Below are 17,035 nucleotides of genomic sequence, written 5' to 3'. Positions count from 1 at the left end.
AAATTATTTAGCCAAACGGATTCCTGTGAATTGCCATTGTAAATTGGTAGGAAAAAAATTCCTGTATGTATTTCTGCTGTGACCAATCGGGGTTGCTTCTGAACCGCCACGAAGAACGGTTTGGTTGACCATAAATTTTCCGTTGTATTCTCCGACTGCTCCGGCTTCTTTTTTAAATCCGGGATAAGGTAAATAGGCAGAATTTGTCCATTCCCAGCGTTTTCCCCAATCAAAATAATCAGATGCAATTTCCCATTCTGCCTCGGTTGGCAAACGCATTTCTTTCCAGGATGCGAAAGCAGAAGCTTCGAAGAAATTAATATGACAAAGCGGTTCATCAGGGTTGATTTCTTGCAAACCGTTTAATGTGTAATTCATCCATTTTCCATCAACAAAATGCCAGTATAACGGAGATTTCGCCTCGTTTTGTTTTACCCAATCCCATCCTTCTGCGTGCCAATGTCTGAAATCAGAATAGCCTTCAGTTTCCATGAATTCCAAATACTCTCCGTTGGTAACGAGTTGATTAGAAATTTCAAAATCATTTAAATAAACCTTATGTCTTCCCAATTCATTATCAAAACAAAAATCTTCCCCTTCAAACCCAATTTCGTAAACACCTTCAGAAAATCTGATCATTTCAGAACGATCGATAACTTCAGTTTCCTCCTTAATTTCTTTTTTATAAACCGGAAAAAGAGGATTGTGTCCTAAAATATATTTGATATCAGTCAGTAATAATTCTTGATGTTGCTGTTCGTGATTTAAACCCAATTCCAATAAAGATTCGATGCTTTCATTCATCAGATTGCTTTGAAGAAAATCCTGCATTTTTTCGTCAACATATTTTCGGTATTGATAAATATCCGAAACAGAAGGACGGCTCAGATTTCCTCTGTCAGTACGGATTACTCTCGCTCCAACCGTTTCGTAATAGCTATTGAATACAAAGTTATACTGCGCGTCAAAAACTTTATAATCTGGAATATTGGGCATCAAAATAAAGGTCTCAAAAAACCAGGTTGTATGACCGAGATGCCATTTCGGCGGACTCACATCCACAATGGGCTGTACAACGTAATCTTCAATTTCCAGAGGTGCGCAGATTTCTTCCGAATGCTTTCGGATTTCTGAATATCTTTTAACAAAATTCTTTGTGAGTGTTTGTGGTGTCATTGTATTCGTTTTTTATTAAATCACTTCCCAGACTGAATCTACAAACCAGTTTTTAGAATCTTTTATTTCTCCTACAACTTTAAAACCAGATTTTTCTGCGAGTTCAACGATTCCCGATTCTGAAAATTTTCTGGAAACTTCCATATCGATTAACTCGTTTTCTTTAAATGAAATAACTTCGTTTTCAATTAATACTTTTTGATCTTTCAGACTTACAAGATAGCTTCTGCAATCTCCACTTACAGGATCATACGTTTGATAATGCTGGAAATTTTCAACCTCAAAATTGGCATTGAGTTCTCGATTGATACGGCTTAAAAGATTGAGATTAAATGCTGCTGTAGTTCCACTCTGATCATTATAAGCACTCAGAATAACGTGCGGATTTTTCTTCAGATCAAAACCAATCAAAACAACATCTCCCGAATTGACATTTTTATTTAATTCAAGACAAAAGCTTTCGGCTTCATCTTTATTCATGTTCCCGATATTGCTTCCTAAAAACAAAACCACTTTTTTTCTTGAAGACATTGAAGCAGCTTTATCCAGCATATCGAAATAATCGCCTTCCAAAGAGGTAATTTCAAGGTTTGGAATCTCAATATTTAGTTTTTCATTTAAAATTGATAAAATATTTCCTGAAATATCAATCGGCATATAGGTAAAATCTTTTCCTTTTTCGACTAAATATTTCAGCAAAAAAGTTGATTTCATTGCGTCTCCCGCTCCCAATTCGATCAAATCAAACGGTTCATTTTCTGATGCGATAAGACCGGTGAGATTTTCTGTTTTATTTTTAAATATATCAAGTTCGCATTTGGTGAGATAATATTCCGGCATTGCCATTATTTCCTGGAAAAGATGGTCGCCTATTTTATCGTAAAAGTATTTTGATGATAATTTTTTGGGATTATTTTTAAGACCGTTGAGAACATCCGAACGGAATTTCACAACGTTTGTCTGATCATTTTCGATCTGAGAATCTGTATCTACCTGTACATTCATAGTATATTTTGATTTTGGTTATTGCGTAAGTACAACTATCTTGCCGCCATCTGCATAAATCTCTATCAATTGGTGTGGTGTGCTTCTGCAATCTCTTCTAATCGAATATACAATTAATTTTCATTGTGATAAATGATTTTGTAATAGAAAATTTATATATAAAAAATCCTGTCTGATAAACAGACAGGAAGTGATTTAATTTAAATATTATTTCGCATAAAATTCTTTACGACTGATAACCTGTAACACAACAGGAGAGAAAAATTAATTTCAAATTATATATTTTACTTCATCAAAAACCTAAATTTATTGATATTTTTAAGAGCGATACCCGTTCCGCGGACCACAGCTCTCAAAGGATCTTCTGCAACAAACACGGGCAATCCTGTTTTTCGGTGAATTCTGTCTGCCAATCCGTTGAGTAATGCACCGCCTCCCGCAAGAAAAATTCCTGTTCTGTAAATATCCGTTGCAAGTTCCGGAGGAGTGATTGAGAGGGTTTCCATTATTGCATCTTCAATTCTCATAATAGATTTGTCCAGAGCCTGAAAAATTTCTTTATAAGTAACCATGATTTCTTTCGGTTTTCCGGTCAGAAGATCTTTCCCCTGAACTGCCATATTTTCTAAAGAAAAGTCTAATTCTTCCAACGCAGAACCTATCTCAATTTTTATTCTCTCAGCAGTTCTTTCGCCAATATCCAGATTGTGCTGTGATCTGATAAAATACGAAATATCATTTGTAAAAACGTCTCCGGCTATTTTTAAAGATCTGTCGACCACGATTCCTCCCAATGCGATGACCGCTATTTCTGTAGTTCCGCCTCCTATATCGACTATCATGTTTCCTTCCGGACTTTCCACATCAATACCCGCTCCAATTGCTGCCGCCATCGGCTCATAGATCAGAATCACTTCTTTAGCATTTACTTTTTGGGCAGAATCTCTAACCGCACGTTTTTCAACTTCCGTAATTCCCGACGGAATACAAATCACAATTCTGAGTGCAGGCTGTATCAACTTGCCTTTGATTTGAGTAATCTGTTTGATAAATTCTTTGATCATGTGTTCGGAAGCATGAAAATCTGCAATGACACCGTCTTTGAGCGGTCTTATTACTTTAATGTTTTCGTGCGTTTTCCCCTGCATCATTTTTGCCTGCGTTCCGACAGCAATTGCCTTCCCTGTAAGACGGTCAATAGCCACAATCGAGGGTTCATCGATGACAATTTTATTATTGTGTATTATCAGGGTATTAGCCGTTCCCAAATCAATTGCAATCTCCTCCGTAAACATATCAAATATCCCCATCGTACATTAAATTTATAGCTGCTAAAGTACGCTTATTCCTTTTATATCGCTGTCTAAATAATCGGCTTCAGTAGTTAAACATAAGTTAAAATATCTATAAAAAAGATAATGCTAAAAATGTTTTTTATGTGATCATTTCTTTTTGAATAGAAATTTATGAATAGTACCTGCTGATAATGATTTGTTTTTTACCCATCTATCTAATTTTACTGAAAAATATTATTTAAAAAACAGAAAATTTTCAAAAGGAATTGAATTTTTATTAAATAAATTTTTATTTTTGAATAATTGAACACATAGGGATAGAATCATATATCTTTAGGAATACGTCAAAGAATATTTATTAACCAAAAACAAACAAAAGATGTCAAATTTGAACAACAACCGCATCAACACAACACTCACAGCTGAACAGATCAGCAATGTCGACACAGAGTTTTCTCCTTTTCAAAAAATTTTGCCAACATCGACAACAGAATGAAATATTTTATAGTTTTACAAAACAAAATGAGGGTATAATTCTGTCTAACATTTGGGGAGACTTACAGTGGCAGGACAAAAAAGAAAATTGGCTTAGAATAATAAAAAAAGAGCGCATATCTTAATGTCTTATTATTACAAAATCATTGTTTTCTATTGGTAAATAAAGCTTAACAGGGTAAAAACTAACACCTTTTGTTTTACCATTTCTTATTAAAGGACTCTCATTTTTCACATCAATATTTTTTCCATTTAATTCTTTAGTATGTGTCTCTCTAAGAACAAGCTTTCCATTTCCATAAATTTTCATTCTATAATCCTCTAAAGGAGCCATTCTATTTTTTCTTTCTTTTATCTTGTTGATATCTTCATTGTTATCATTATCATATCTATATAATGATATGTCAACTTCTTGTTTTCTAATTTTTGTCAAATTTTCCCATTTTTCTCCATCTCCTTCATTAAGAATATTCCAAAGTTTTTGATAATAATCCACTACTTTTTGTTGTAATACCTTCTAATCCATTTTACTTAAATCCTGACCCTTATTCCAGCCTTCTAATTCATAGGGCACTTCAATTTTAAAGCTTCCAGTAATATCTATAAATGGTAAAGGTTTATCAATTTTTGGAACTGAGAAACTTTGAAGAACTTGATAAGTATCGGGTATTGTACGTGTTCCTCCTTTTCCACTTAAGTTTCTTTCGGCAGTATCTAATGAAACTTTGATGAACTTTGCAGTTTCGGGAGTAATACCATTTTCTTCTCCTACAGTAGGATAAACTCTTACTTTAAAAGTATAAGTTCCGCTTTTTAATATATAAGGGTTGATATCTGCTCCATAATTATGCATTGAAGGTTCATTTTCAAAATCAATCAATATATCATTTACATAGACTTCATGAGAACCAGGAACATTAAGCCCTAAAATATATATTGGTCTTTTGTCATTTTTGTATTTATATTCTTTTAGCTCCATTGTTTCTTTTTTGTCTTGACTGTGGCAGAACAAAGAAGAAAATACACTTAGAATAATAAAAAATGAACGCATATTATTTTCGAATAATTACAAAATCATTACTGCCTTCCGAAAGATATAATAGAACAGAATAGTCATCTCCTCCACTTAATTTTGCTTTTCTAATTAGAGGACTCCAGTTAAAAACATCTAATGGAGATTTATTGTTAAACTGTTTAGTATGGTTTTTTCTTCTAAAGCTTACTAGTCTTCCATCAGCATAAATTTTCATCTCATAATCTTCAAAATCAGCTATCATATTTAAACATTTCTTATTTATAAAATCTATTTCTTCTTCATTTATCTGATCAATGTTTAATTCATAGTCGTACTCAATTAATTCCTGATCCGCTTTATTCCATAATTTAATATACTTTTCTCCATCTCCATTATTAAGAATAGTCCATAAATTCTTATAAAAAGAAACAACCTTTTGCTCAAGTATAATTTTGTCAAATTTTCTTAAATCTTGACCTTTACTCCAGCCTTCTAAATTATATGGTAAATCTTTTATTTCTACTTCCAATTCTTTCAGGGCTCCATCAAATCCTGAGTTTATCATTCAATTTTTTTAATGATTATAATCAACAATGAGTGGTCTTCCTCCAACTCTATATAAAAACTCATCTGATTTTACAATGTTTCTAAGATCATTTGAAACAATAGTAATTTTAGTTTCTGATTCTTTTGCAGAAGAGAGATAATTTTCTAATAAATTTTCAATATTTATCGGTTTTTTTTGTTTTATAATTTCTGACGAAACAATATTAGATACATCAGTATTGTCAGATTCGTCGGTAATAATTAGTTTGACCATCTTATTTGAGTCTGTCCACGAAATTTCAATATAGAACTGCTCTTCATCTTCGCTTACTTTTACATTTCCCATTTTAGAATTGATGGTTTTGAAAAGATTTTTTATTTCTTCAATCTTCAAATTTTTCTGAGTCAGGATTATTGCGTCGGTTAAGTTTGTATTGTCATTAATAATCATCTTGAGATTGCTAAAGTTGACTTCCAATCTTAGCTGCAAAGAAATTTAACTTATCTGACCTTTGAATGTAATATTCGCTGTATTTTAAATTATTTTCGCTTTTCAGATTGAATGAAAAGTGATTAGCACTTACCTGCAAACCATCATTATCTACGGAAATCATTTCTGCAAATTGAACAGGGTTTAAAACATTTAAATTAATGTTTTTATTAAAATATGATGGTACAGGAAGCAATAAGTCTAATCCAGAATAATCAACAGATTTTAACATTCCAAATAATCGCGTTTTATCATTTCTTAATTTTTGGCTTTTTTGGTAGAAAACTTCTTTATTAGTTGGCGAGAACATCAAAACATATTGGTTTTTATCTTTTTTACCACCGAAATAAAATTTTATTCTTAAACTATCTCTCTGGATACTCACATCATAAATGCTGTCTAAAAGTTTTTTATCATCAACAAAGCGAATATTAGAAAAGGAGACAAATTCAGAAATTTTTATTTTTTTTTCATCAGGATAAGCGAAAAACAAATAATCTATATTTTTAGAAATATGTATTTGCATATCTTCAATCATATCCATATAAGCTGTGCTTGTGCCTGCATTAATCGGCGCTCCATCTACTTTCTTCACATGGCTAGAAATCCAATACGTTTCATTTTCTTGTCAGTTACAGCTTTGAAATAAAAGAACTAATAATATCAATGTAATAAATCTCATTTTGAAATATCTTGTATGTTTAAAATCATCAAACAAAAAAACAAAAAAAACTTTTTCATAGTCTATTTCCTTATGATTACAAATTCATTACTGCCTTCCGGAAGGTAGAGCAATATAGGATAATCAGATCCTCCACCCGTGGAATACTTTCTTATTAATGGACTCCAACCTTTGATATCTAAAGGAAATGAATTATTGAAATCTCTGGTATGTGCTTTTCTTTCAAGAGTAACCAGTTTTCCATCAGCATAAATTTTCATCTCAAAATCTTCTAAAGGAATCAGCATATTTTTAGCTTTTTTGCTTACTACATCTTCATTTTCCTTCATAAATCTTTCCAATTCTTCCTTAGAGTTATAATCAAAAATAGCAGTTTCATAACTTCTTTTTTGTGTAAGATTAGACCACATATTTCCATCTCCATTATTTAGAATACTCCAAACCTTCTTATAATAGGTTATAACTTTTTGTTCTAAATCTTTTTGATTTAATTTTCTTAAATCTTGACCTTTATTCCAGCCTTCTAATTCATAAGGAAGTTCTTTTATGTCCACCTCCCATTCTTGTTTTTGAATTATTGAGTCTTTATTAAAATTTAATTTAAATACAAGTTCTTCAATTGTTTCTTTACTATTTTCCACAAATTCGCCCTCATCATTTTTTAAGTATTTTACTAAGTTTATTCTTGTTTTTTCCAAAATATCTTGAGGAATCCCTTTCGTATAAAGTTTTATTTTAATTTTATATTTTCCATTTTTAAGAACATAAGGATTTATATCATATGTTGCATATCCTAAGCTGTTGTTAACAGCTGAAATATCATTAATTAATAAATCAAATCTGCATTGAATACTTGTATTAATGCCATAAACAACATGATTTTTAATAGGATAATTTGGTATATTCATATTTGAAATATTTTTATTTGTTTGACTACAAGATAATGTAGAGAAGAAAATTATTAAAAGTGTTAAAGTTTTCATATTAATCAAGTTTAAATTCGTAAGAAAAACCATCATGTATTAAAAATTTTTTTTCAGGTTCTTCTTCATTGTTATTATTTCCGCCTCTATTTTTAGAATCGCTTGATGTTTTAAATTTTGTTTTAATAGTTGCATATAACCCTTGATACTTACATTCTAGAGATTTTGTTTCACCATTTTTTGTAATATTCCATACAGCATATGCAGAAGCACCAAATTCTGCTTCCAATGAATATACTTGTCCAAACTTCATGTCAAAATTTCCACCACATTCAATCCCAAATTTTAAGTCTACAGAAGGTTCAATATCATTACTTCTAAAACCATCAATGGTGTGATAATGAAGAGCCATAGCTTCTACCTTAAATGCACTCGATACAAAAAGATCAAGATAATAATCTACATCAATCTTTATTTCATACTTTTCTCCACCTCCAAAAAATTTCACTATAGAATTCCAAAAATCATCTGCCGAACCTACAGTATCTGCTACAGCAGTAATAGCTTGTACGGCTTGCCCTACATACGGTATCTTAGTCGCTACAAAAAGAAGATCAAGACTTCCCTTTATTTCAATCAAAGGATCAGCTTTAAATTTCACCTGATAAAGCGTTCCTAATTTACCTTCTTCTTTTTTACTCGGATCAAGTTTCCATTTTACAGCTCCCGCAAATGCAGGTTGGCTGATCTCAATTTTAAAAGGTACTTTTTTTAATTTCTTTTTAAGTTTATTACTTAGATAAGCAGTTCTTCCTTCACGTCCATTATTAACTTGTCCTGATCTATTAGTAGTATGTTCTCTTTCTGCTTCATCCGCATCTTCCTTGAAACAAAGCTTACCAATCGTATTAATGATCCACATCGTGGTATCAACAATATTTACAATAGGATGTTCTCCCGGAAAAGTGATTGCTTCTTGTTTTTTATCACCAAATCCCCATTCTAATGCAATTTCAAACTGGTCGTAACTTAATCTTCCTTCTTTTACCTCCTGTTTTTTATTTTTGTAGTTTTCTTCTCTTGCATTTTGTTGGTTTTTGCGAACGGCTTTATTTGTCTTTTTATCAAAAAACCCAGATTTTCCTAAATATTTTTTCTTGGTATATGATTTTGTCTGTCCTGTAAAGAATGGGTTTTCTGTAGCAAGTTTAAAACCTGCCTCGTAATAAATATCCGGATAAATCTTTATTTTCAATGGATGTTGAAAGGCACATGAGCTAAGATTAACATTATAATTTATTGTTTCAATATTAGGAAACCATGCCCATTCTACAGCTTTTTCTTTTGAAGGCTTAGGAAAACTTGTTTTAAAGGTCATATGCTTATCAGGAATTTTAATATCAAGTTCCTGAAAACGCGGACGGTCAAAATCGTTGACTTTAATTGCTGTATTCTTATGAAAAGAATCCGGCTTTTTTTCAAAGTTGCAATGCTCAGTTTCCAGATCCGGAAGCTTAATTTCCAATAGTTTTAGTTCATCAGTGGCTAAAATTTGGTAAACTAAGTTATCTACCGGTTGCGGATTTCCGGCATAATCGAAAATTTTTGATGGTTTCCCATCATATACCGCTTCCACAGTCATGTATTTGCAATGCTGGTAAACAGCGGCGTTTGTTTCTATTTCACCAACCAAAACAGGTTTGTTTCCTGTGGAATCCAATACGGATACACCTGTAAATTCTCCTCCTAGTACTCTTACCGAAGGCTCACCTTCCTTGGGTTCCAGATATTCTCCTTTAAAGGAAATTTTTGCACACAATCCAATTGTATTCAGTAGATTTCCGTCTTTGTCTCTCGCATAAAAACTCCAGACTGGATCTACATATACATCTACCACAGATTTTTGAGTAAATGTTTTTGAGGAATTATCTGTTGCATTTGTTTCAATTAATTTGTTGCAGTCATATTCAGGGGTGAACTTCAATTCATGCTTTTTTACTTCCCGTATCAATTTCGTAAATGATTGAAGTTTAGTATCTGTTTTAATTGCATCCCATTCATATCCAGATTCTCCAGATTTTTCCGGAATCCACTGGTCATTCTTCTTCTCTTGTAGAGGAAGCTCGTCATTAAATCCTATATCATTATAAAACTGTATTTCAATTTCATCACCATATAAACTATTGGTGTAAATATGTAACTGGATAGTCTCACCAAATTCAACTGTTCTATCAATAACAGATCCATCATTATTTTTGCTATATTCTCTCCATTCGTAAAATAAAACTTTGGGGGTTCCTTTCAATGAAATCAGTACACCATTTCCAATTAAATTTGTCGGACCTTCTGTAAATACATATGCTTCCAGCCATGCCATTGCACCACCTCGGTAAATTTTTGGAATTGTGGGAGTTATATTTCCAAAACCTTCATTTATTTCTTTATTGTAATTAACAGCACTAAAGTTGGGCTTGGATCGGTTCATCATACTCCATATCCAAACCATTTTTTTTTGTTCATCGGGAGTGAATTTATCCCAGTTACTAATTTTGACTTTGAATTCTGAATCCTCTTCTTCTATAATAAAGTGTTTTAATCTAGATTCATAATTCCCTTTATAAGTAATTGACATTTCTGGTTTCATAATTATTTCCTAATACTTAAATGGGTTATACTTTCATCGTCTGAAAAATCTAAAATAGGACATAATTCCTTAACTACATCTTTATTTGCATTCTTTACATTTTGCGAAGAAACCTCCGCAGTCTGCCCATGCTTGATAATAGTAATACAGTCTTTACTGCCAACAGGACATGTTGCCTTACTGTCTTCCAATAATGCGTGACCTTTATTGTCTTCCAAGGTAATCTTTTTATAAAAGCCACTCCATTCCGTAACTGTTACCTGACAAGGATTATTATTCAGTTTTGCACAGCTACCAAAGGTGTTTTTTTCGAATGTTTTTGCAATGTCTTTATGCGTTGCCATGAGTTTTTTGCTCCCGTCTTTGTCATTAATATAACATTTGCTTTGGGTAAGAACTTTGAGCTTATCGGGAGTTGTGCCAAAGTTACATTTACATAATGCACCTTGACAAACTAAATGTTTTTGACTCATATTATTTTGTGTTTTTATTATCCTTATACCTGTTCATAACATTCAAAGATTATCTTTGTATCATAAGCCGATAATTCTATCCCTACCTCTCCATAAATTGAAAAAATACTGTTGTCTTTTGAGTTCAACTTATAGGTGAAATAAAAAGACCCTTTAGATTTCTCATCACCTGAATCCTCAGAATTAACAGATTTTTCCGGATTATTAGAAAATATATTATCCACACTTTTCCCTTCTGCTTTTATAAATATTTTTTTTGTTTCAGATATTTCTTCATCGATAGACATTGTTATTTCAAAAAGAATATTTTTTTGTTCGTGTACAAAAGGTATTTCCTGATGAAAAGTGTATTTTTTATTCTCATCAAAGACTTCATATATTGGTATGAAGTGTAATAAATAAAATAAACTGTCTTTTATCTTTGCTAAGGTTCTGCTTTTGCTTTTTAACTGGTTTTCTATTTTTTTAATTATATCTCCTGTTATTTCTCCTTTATAGTAATCTTCCAATTCTGGTTTTAGTTTTCTCCAACGACTATCAATTTCTTTAAAATTGATAATTTCTTTGATGCTTCCATTGTCGTTCAAACCCAATTGTAATGGATATAAAATATCTCCAACTTTATCAGCAATTTCCTCTACAATAAAATCAGGTCTTTGATGATTAATATAAACAGGATGTCTTGTTAGTTCAACATTTGTATTCGTTTTTTTTATTTCTATTTCATAATGAATTTTGAGTTTTTCTTTATCATCATGAAATGTTTTTTGAATAATTCCATACCTCTTTTGATATGATTTTTTATTATCTAAAGTATTTTTGCTTTTGTAACTGATATAATTTCCACCATTGGGATTAAATATTTTCTCTCTTAGTTCCTTATCTTCGGGTGGAACATAAATAATTGTAACGTGATTCGGAATATCATGTCCGATTAAATCATCAAGAGGACAATACGTATTGTGATATCTCTTAAGCTGTTCCTCGGTAAGTCTGAAGAAGTTCGCCAACTCTTCAAGAGTTGTCCCTTTGGATATTTTACAAATTTTTGGTGATATGCTCATATATTCAAATCCACATTAGTATTCGGTTATTTATACTTATCAAGAAACATGATTAAATAGGAAATTAGTAATGTTAAGATGGTAATGACAGATAAGCATACTGGTATAAGCCAAATACTTTGTTTATTCTCCACCTTAAAGTAAGAAAAATATGCAGCTACAAGTACACCTATATTATAAAGTGCCAAAAGATTTAGCATAATAAAATCAGCAGGAAATTGACCGCTTTTATATTTATGAGTATAATATAAAAATCCCCAACTCACGAGTTGGATTATTGTTATTATGATTGGAATCATTGTTTTATTCATAAAAATATGAAGCTAAGTTTTTGAAGATCTAATTTTAAAATTTTTGTATACAAAAAAAAGAAATGATAAAATTAAAAAGACAGGATAGTAAATTAGTAATTGAGAGTTTTTCCATTCTTTACAGCTGCAAATGACCAATAGAAGTATTGCTAAATTATTTATAATAAAAATATGTTTATCAATCATACGAAATGCATAATGAAGTATAATAAAACCTATGACAGATATTAAAAATAATGCACTAAAAAAAAATATTCGAACTTCAAACTCAATAATATCGGCTCGATTTCCAGTTTTAAATTGACTTTCGGCATAAATTATACTCGAAATTATTATTCCCAGTATGAACGTTAATATTGAGGATATTAATGTTTGTTTCATTTTTTCTAAATTTAATAATAAAATAATCTTCATCATATGTAGAATATGCTGATGGATCATACCAATCTCCTGTATTGTGAAATTTCACTCTTCCATGATGTGCTTCTTGTCTTTCGTATAAAATATTGATATTATCTTGTTTTTATGTATTCTTTAGTATTTTCTTTTACGGCTTAAACTGTTTGCAAATTAACATTTGTAGGGCTTTTTTTTCAAATCAAAATTATTTTTTTAAAAATTTTAAATAATAAGTAAAAATAAGTAACGGGAAAAACGATATGAATAACCGAGCAGCAATTCCTAATTTGAATTGCACAAATGCATTTGGATCTACAAAAAAGAATTCAAATAATAATATGATTAAAAAAGCAATTGTTGGAAAAACAAAGTATATTTTCTTTTTATCTTTAAATAAATAAATAAATGATATAGAAATATTTAATAAAATATAAAAAGAACCTATTAAGAAAATGGATAAAGCACCTATTTTTCCTTCAAATCCTAAAAAGTTTAGATTTGAAAGAAAAATTAAAATTATACCACCAATAAAAAAATTACCTATATATTGTATCTTATATCTGAACCAAATATAAAATACAACTGCCACGAATATTATTAAAATTATAATTTGAAATAGACTTACTTCCATTTTATTTAATTTTTATCGTAGTAATTATTATCATTTATTTCGATATATTCTTTTATTTTTAGCAGTATTAAAAATTAATATTTTCACTAAGCCATATTTTCCATTCTGTTGGGCATGAATATTTTTCCATATACTGGTTCTTTTCCAAAAAACTTAAATCTCTCCAATATGGTAGCCAATTACCAATACAATAATCTTCTTGATGTCCTTGATTCCATCTTGGTGTTCCTTCAAATATATTAGGAAAAGCTAACCATGGTGGAATTAATTCCTTAAAATTTAAAATGTATTCTTCAAAAATTAACAAATCTTCTTCGTTTAAACAAATAGAAATATAATATAAATGATTTGAAATTTTTTGAATTGTAATTTTCTTAAAATTTATTTTTTTTTCTAATAACATTGTTATACTTCGTGAATTCACTTCTGATATAGAATAGAATAATTCAGAAGGTAAATAGAAGTTATACCAATATTTTTTTGTAAATAATTTAAGCATATAAATTTAATTTTCGTCAATTTGATCTGCTACCCAATCTGCACCAAAATAACCGGCCGTTCCAAAAATCAAGGCTCCAACTGCGCCAGTAATAATAGCTCCAGGACCAGTTTCAATTCCTATTGCCGCTCCACCTATCGCTCCTATTTTTGCACCTGCAATGGCTCCTCCCCAACCTCCAACTTGTCTAATTGTTTCAGCAGCAATAGGTTTTACCGAGTTTTGTTGAACTGACTTTTCTATTGCCTGTTCTAATTCATAAGCAGTTATTACTATGCCAATTACATTCAATACTCTTAAACCTTTTGTAATTTTCATTGCTGAAGTAGATTTAATTGCATTGGCAGGTATATTACCTTTTACTAATACTTCTTTCTCAATATTTGAAACCGCATTAATTACTTTGTCTAATCTCGCTTTTGCCTCGGGTGTTGGAGCTTTCTCTTGCAACCTTTTTAAATCTGCAACTATCTCTTCTGTTGAGTATACTTTACATCCTGCTGCTTCTGCTTTTTTGATATCAATATATTGTGGAGAACCATCTATATTTGGCGCTCCATGAGGTAATGTACTTCCGGATAAATATGGACTTTGATTTAGACCCGAAGCATGTTCTCCTATTGAAATATTTGCCAATGGTTTAGGAGGCGACATTCCAAAAGCTTCATATTGATTGCTTTTAAAATAATCAAAAATTTTTTGTGATGGTGGAACAACCACTTTTCTTACAATCTTCCCAGAAGGTAAAAGCTCATCCGTAAGAATAAATAGGAATGCTCCTCCATAATTAATCTTTTCTTTAACTTTTAAGTAATCTCCAAATGAATCAGGCAATTCTACATCTTCGCCATCATAACTACAAGCAAAAAAAAGTTCAATTTGCTTATCTTCTTCAGCTTTTATCATTTCAGTCATAATGCCTCCTAATTGCAATACAATAACAGATTTTCTATTTTCAACTTGTCTATAATTAAGAACCTGAAATGTTTGTCCGCCTTTAATTCCTAATTCTATTGAATCCGAACCTTTTTTTCCATCACTTTCTTCCGCTTTTCTTTTAACATCATCATCATATAAAGACGTAGCAATTAATCCCTTAATAGGAAATTTATCAGTCATTTCTATGTTAAAATGTACTATATCTCCAATTAATGCTTCCGTAATTGACTTACCATCTTTATCTGTCCACCAACCTCGTTTAAAATATTTACCCGCAGGAGGTGGGTTTCCGGGATCTCCATAAACAGTTTTTTCAGCCTTGAATCTATTATTTTTACCCGCAAAAAAATTAGTGTTTTGATAAAATCCTATCATTCCACCACTTAATTCTGTGGAATGATCTCCTAAGGTAATTCTTGTTATTGTACCTCCAGCCATTTTAATGAGATTTAGATTTTTCACCACTATTATTGTTAAATGTCTTTTGGGTATGAATATCAGTATTCTCCTGAGAGGAAATAGATCTGTTTTGAGCACTTTCATTTATATCTTTTGCTTTAGACTTCCTCTCCCCCTGCGCTACTTCCATAATGTTAGCCGCCATCAAAGAATAATCTGCAACCGCATTCTGCATCATCATTGCTCCTGCAAAACTGCTGTGGTTCATGCCTGCAGTTTCCGAAATATTCATTCCTGCTAAAGCTGTAATATTCATACCTGCAGTTATTGATACATTCTCCCCCGCTGTAAAGCTCATATTCTTCGGCGCATTCACATTAATATTCCCATTCCCATCCATCAAATACGTATTCCCGCTCGGATCTTCTATAAAAACACTTCCCTCGGCATCGTTCAGAATAATCTTTGTTCCGCTTCTCGTGTGAATCACCTTCTTGTCATTCCCGCTTGTATGATACGAACTCGTTTCACTTCCATTATACTGCGTTCCCACTACAAAAGGTTTCTCTGCATTTCCGCTTTCAAAATCTACCAACACTTCCTCGCCGATCTCCGGAATAAAATGAAAACCCTTTCCACTTCCCGAATGAGGCTGTATCACTCTGATCCAGGGCGATTTCTCACCCTTCTTTTCCTGCCACGGAAACTGTACCCGCACTCTTCCTATTCCCGAAGGATCATCATTTTCTAAAACTCTTGCAGACTGTTTTTCTCCTAAAGGAACTGCTTCCTCATCCTGGTAAGGCGCATTAAATAAATCCGGAATACCCACAAATTCATTATAATACGTATTACCGTCGTGGTAATGTTTGATTTCTATGATACGGTAAGTTTCCATCGCTTTACCGTTGATGTCGATCAGTTTTGCTCTGCCACCAATCTTAAGTTCGGGATCTTTGCTTTTTCCTTTTACCGTCACCAGATTCTCCCTGTTTTCTTTTTCTCTTCTTACCGCTTCTTTCAGTTCCCGTTCGGTACTGTCAGAGATTCCCGTATGGTTGAAAAGCATTTCGGGTTTCTTTTTGTACACATTTTTGGAGGCTGTAACCGCAATTGCCTGAAAAGGATTTTCTTTATACTGAACCTGCGCCGAAGCAGAATCTTTATCACTCTTACATCCGCCCTGTACATCAAATACAGAGTAATTGAAGTCCTGCGGTTTGATATTCATCTCAACCTCGACTTCGATAAGGTCAATATTTTCTTCCAGATTTACGATCGGCTGTACTTTATTGCCAAAAACCATATTTTGGCCGTTGTAATAAAAATATTCTCCGAAGCGTGTTGCCAGTCTTTTAATGAATTGATAATCAGATTCTTTATATTGTACAGTATACGGTAAAGCATATTTTGTGTTCGGACTTTCCACCAAAACTTTGCAATTTTCGGGATAGTCCGAAGTGGCTGATTTGATGATCTGCTCAAGCGTTTTATCCTCAAAACTCTGGCAGTCTTTTCCGTTTTCAAGCAGAATACTTGGAGCGTAACCACTGATGTAGAGCTTTCCGTAGCCGTTTTCTTTCTTATTTTTTACATTTGCAACAACGCCGTTGAAAACCTGTCTCACATCCCCGAAACGATGAAGATTGATCGTAATGGTTTTTCCAAGAATATTCTTGGAATTTTCCATGACGTATCCCTGAAAACTGTCTAAAGCATCATCAGGAACTACAATGGTAAAGTTATCATGATCATTCGTATGCTGATTCAGATTGATCGAAAAACCCGATTTATCAAGGAATGGTTTTCCGTCTAAACTTAATGTGCAATACACCAAAGGACTGGCTTTATCGGCCAGAAAATCTTTAAACGTTTTGGAAGAAAAGTATTTTTTGAGATCATCCGGATGATTCAACCGCATATTGCTCCCTGAATTTACGTTGCCGAAACTTTTTTCATCATCTAAATAGGACATAATTTTCTATTTTATTTTGGATTTGTGTTTTTAAAATAAGCTTCAAATGATTTTATTTAAATCTAAAAACTTTT

16 protein-coding genes are annotated in these 17,035 nt (G+C 31.9%); all 16 read right to left on the bottom strand.

Annotated features, from left to right (window positions below):
• Positions 1-3: 3 nt before the first annotated feature.
• Positions 4-1,176 (bottom strand): ergothioneine biosynthesis protein EgtB, encoded by a 1,173-nt coding sequence (gene egtB / locus NZ698_RS19125; RefSeq protein ID WP_263004848.1) that lies wholly within the window; start codon positions 1,174-1,176, stop codon positions 4-6.
• Positions 1,177-1,191: 15 nt separating this feature from the next.
• Positions 1,192-2,181 carry an L-histidine N(alpha)-methyltransferase gene (locus NZ698_RS19120; RefSeq protein WP_263004847.1) on the bottom strand — a complete coding sequence of 330 codons (990 nt, stop codon included), beginning with the start codon at positions 2,179-2,181 and terminating at the stop codon, positions 1,192-1,194.
• A gap of 284 nt (positions 2,182-2,465) precedes the next feature.
• Entirely contained in the window at positions 2,466-3,491 is a 1,026-nt protein-coding gene (locus NZ698_RS19115; protein WP_263004846.1) for a rod shape-determining protein, read from the bottom strand.
• Positions 3,492-4,092: 601 nt separating this feature from the next.
• Positions 4,093-4,467, bottom strand: coding sequence for a hypothetical protein (locus NZ698_RS19110; RefSeq protein WP_263004845.1), 375 nt, complete (start codon positions 4,465-4,467; stop codon positions 4,093-4,095).
• A gap of 21 nt (positions 4,468-4,488) precedes the next feature.
• Complete coding sequence (locus NZ698_RS19105) at positions 4,489-4,950, bottom strand: hypothetical protein (protein ID WP_263004844.1); 462 nt, start codon at positions 4,948-4,950, stop codon at positions 4,489-4,491.
• A 73-nt stretch (positions 4,951-5,023) separates the two neighbouring features.
• Positions 5,024-5,551, bottom strand: coding sequence for a hypothetical protein (locus NZ698_RS19100; protein WP_263004843.1), 528 nt, complete (start codon positions 5,549-5,551; stop codon positions 5,024-5,026).
• A 9-nt stretch (positions 5,552-5,560) separates the two neighbouring features.
• The gene (locus NZ698_RS19095) at positions 5,561-5,983 is read right to left on the bottom strand and encodes a hypothetical protein (RefSeq protein ID WP_263004842.1); all 423 of its coding nucleotides are present in this window, start codon (positions 5,981-5,983) and stop codon (positions 5,561-5,563) included.
• A gap of 10 nt (positions 5,984-5,993) precedes the next feature.
• Positions 5,994-6,566, bottom strand: a complete 573-nt coding sequence (locus NZ698_RS19090; RefSeq protein ID WP_263004841.1) for a hypothetical protein — start codon at positions 6,564-6,566, stop codon at positions 5,994-5,996.
• Between the two features lie 200 nt (positions 6,567-6,766).
• Positions 6,767-7,687 carry a hypothetical protein gene (locus NZ698_RS19085; RefSeq protein WP_263004840.1) on the bottom strand — a complete coding sequence of 307 codons (921 nt, stop codon included), beginning with the start codon at positions 7,685-7,687 and terminating at the stop codon, positions 6,767-6,769.
• A gap of 1 nt (position 7,688) precedes the next feature.
• Positions 7,689-10,259, bottom strand: a complete 2,571-nt coding sequence (locus tag NZ698_RS19080) for a hypothetical protein (protein WP_263004839.1) — start codon at positions 10,257-10,259, stop codon at positions 7,689-7,691.
• Positions 10,260-10,273: 14 nt separating this feature from the next.
• Positions 10,274-10,744, bottom strand: coding sequence for a DUF4280 domain-containing protein (locus NZ698_RS19075; protein ID WP_263004838.1), 471 nt, complete (start codon positions 10,742-10,744; stop codon positions 10,274-10,276).
• A gap of 23 nt (positions 10,745-10,767) precedes the next feature.
• Complete coding sequence (locus NZ698_RS19070) at positions 10,768-11,808, bottom strand: hypothetical protein (protein WP_263004837.1); 1,041 nt, start codon at positions 11,806-11,808, stop codon at positions 10,768-10,770.
• A gap of 915 nt (positions 11,809-12,723) precedes the next feature.
• Entirely contained in the window at positions 12,724-13,149 is a 426-nt protein-coding gene (locus NZ698_RS19065; protein WP_263004836.1) for a hypothetical protein, read from the bottom strand.
• A 67-nt stretch (positions 13,150-13,216) separates the two neighbouring features.
• Positions 13,217-13,648, bottom strand: a complete 432-nt coding sequence (locus NZ698_RS19060) for a hypothetical protein (protein ID WP_263004835.1) — start codon at positions 13,646-13,648, stop codon at positions 13,217-13,219.
• A 6-nt stretch (positions 13,649-13,654) separates the two neighbouring features.
• Entirely contained in the window at positions 13,655-15,025 is a 1,371-nt protein-coding gene (locus NZ698_RS19055) for a hypothetical protein (RefSeq protein ID WP_263004834.1), read from the bottom strand.
• 1 nt (position 15,026) lies between these two features.
• On the bottom strand, positions 15,027-16,961 hold the full coding sequence (locus NZ698_RS19050; RefSeq protein ID WP_263004833.1) for a type VI secretion system Vgr family protein: 1,935 nt from the start codon (positions 16,959-16,961) through the stop codon (positions 15,027-15,029).
• Positions 16,962-17,035: the final 74 nt, after the last annotated feature.

The sequence above is a fragment of the Chryseobacterium edaphi genome, assembly GCF_025628985.1.
In the GTDB taxonomy this organism is placed as follows: domain Bacteria; phylum Bacteroidota; class Bacteroidia; order Flavobacteriales; family Weeksellaceae; genus Chryseobacterium; species Chryseobacterium edaphi.
This window is presented reverse-complemented; position numbering and strand designations above follow the sequence as displayed.

What these genes read in the sequence shown, in the direction of transcription:
- NZ698_RS19065 (WP_263004836.1), bottom strand. Translation starts at nt 13,149, where the DNA reads ATGGAAGTAAGTCTATTTCAAATTATAATTTTAATAATATTCGTGGCA.
- egtB (WP_263004848.1), bottom strand. Translation starts at nt 1,176, where the DNA reads ATGACACCACAAACACTCACAAAGAATTTTGTTAAAAGATATTCAGAA.
- NZ698_RS19120 (WP_263004847.1), bottom strand. Translation starts at nt 2,181, where the DNA reads ATGAATGTACAGGTAGATACAGATTCTCAGATCGAAAATGATCAGACA.
- NZ698_RS19075 (WP_263004838.1), bottom strand. Translation starts at nt 10,744, where the DNA reads ATGAGTCAAAAACATTTAGTTTGTCAAGGTGCATTATGTAAATGTAAC.
- NZ698_RS19060 (WP_263004835.1), bottom strand. Translation starts at nt 13,648, where the DNA reads ATGCTTAAATTATTTACAAAAAAATATTGGTATAACTTCTATTTACCT.
- NZ698_RS19080 (WP_263004839.1), bottom strand. Translation starts at nt 10,259, where the DNA reads ATGTCAATTACTTATAAAGGGAATTATGAATCTAGATTAAAACACTTT.
- NZ698_RS19055 (WP_263004834.1), bottom strand. Translation starts at nt 15,025, where the DNA reads ATGGCTGGAGGTACAATAACAAGAATTACCTTAGGAGATCATTCCACA.
- NZ698_RS19115 (WP_263004846.1), bottom strand. Translation starts at nt 3,491, where the DNA reads ATGGGGATATTTGATATGTTTACGGAGGAGATTGCAATTGATTTGGGA.
- NZ698_RS19095 (WP_263004842.1), bottom strand. Translation starts at nt 5,983, where the DNA reads ATGATTATTAATGACAATACAAACTTAACCGACGCAATAATCCTGACT.
- NZ698_RS19050 (WP_263004833.1), bottom strand. Translation starts at nt 16,961, where the DNA reads ATGTCCTATTTAGATGATGAAAAAAGTTTCGGCAACGTAAATTCAGGG.
- NZ698_RS19090 (WP_263004841.1), bottom strand. Translation starts at nt 6,566, where the DNA reads ATGGATATGATTGAAGATATGCAAATACATATTTCTAAAAATATAGAT.
- NZ698_RS19100 (WP_263004843.1), bottom strand. Translation starts at nt 5,551, where the DNA reads ATGATAAACTCAGGATTTGATGGAGCCCTGAAAGAATTGGAAGTAGAA.
- NZ698_RS19085 (WP_263004840.1), bottom strand. Translation starts at nt 7,687, where the DNA reads ATGAAAACTTTAACACTTTTAATAATTTTCTTCTCTACATTATCTTGT.
- NZ698_RS19105 (WP_263004844.1), bottom strand. Translation starts at nt 4,950, where the DNA reads ATGGAGCTAAAAGAATATAAATACAAAAATGACAAAAGACCAATATAT.
- NZ698_RS19070 (WP_263004837.1), bottom strand. Translation starts at nt 11,808, where the DNA reads ATGAGCATATCACCAAAAATTTGTAAAATATCCAAAGGGACAACTCTT.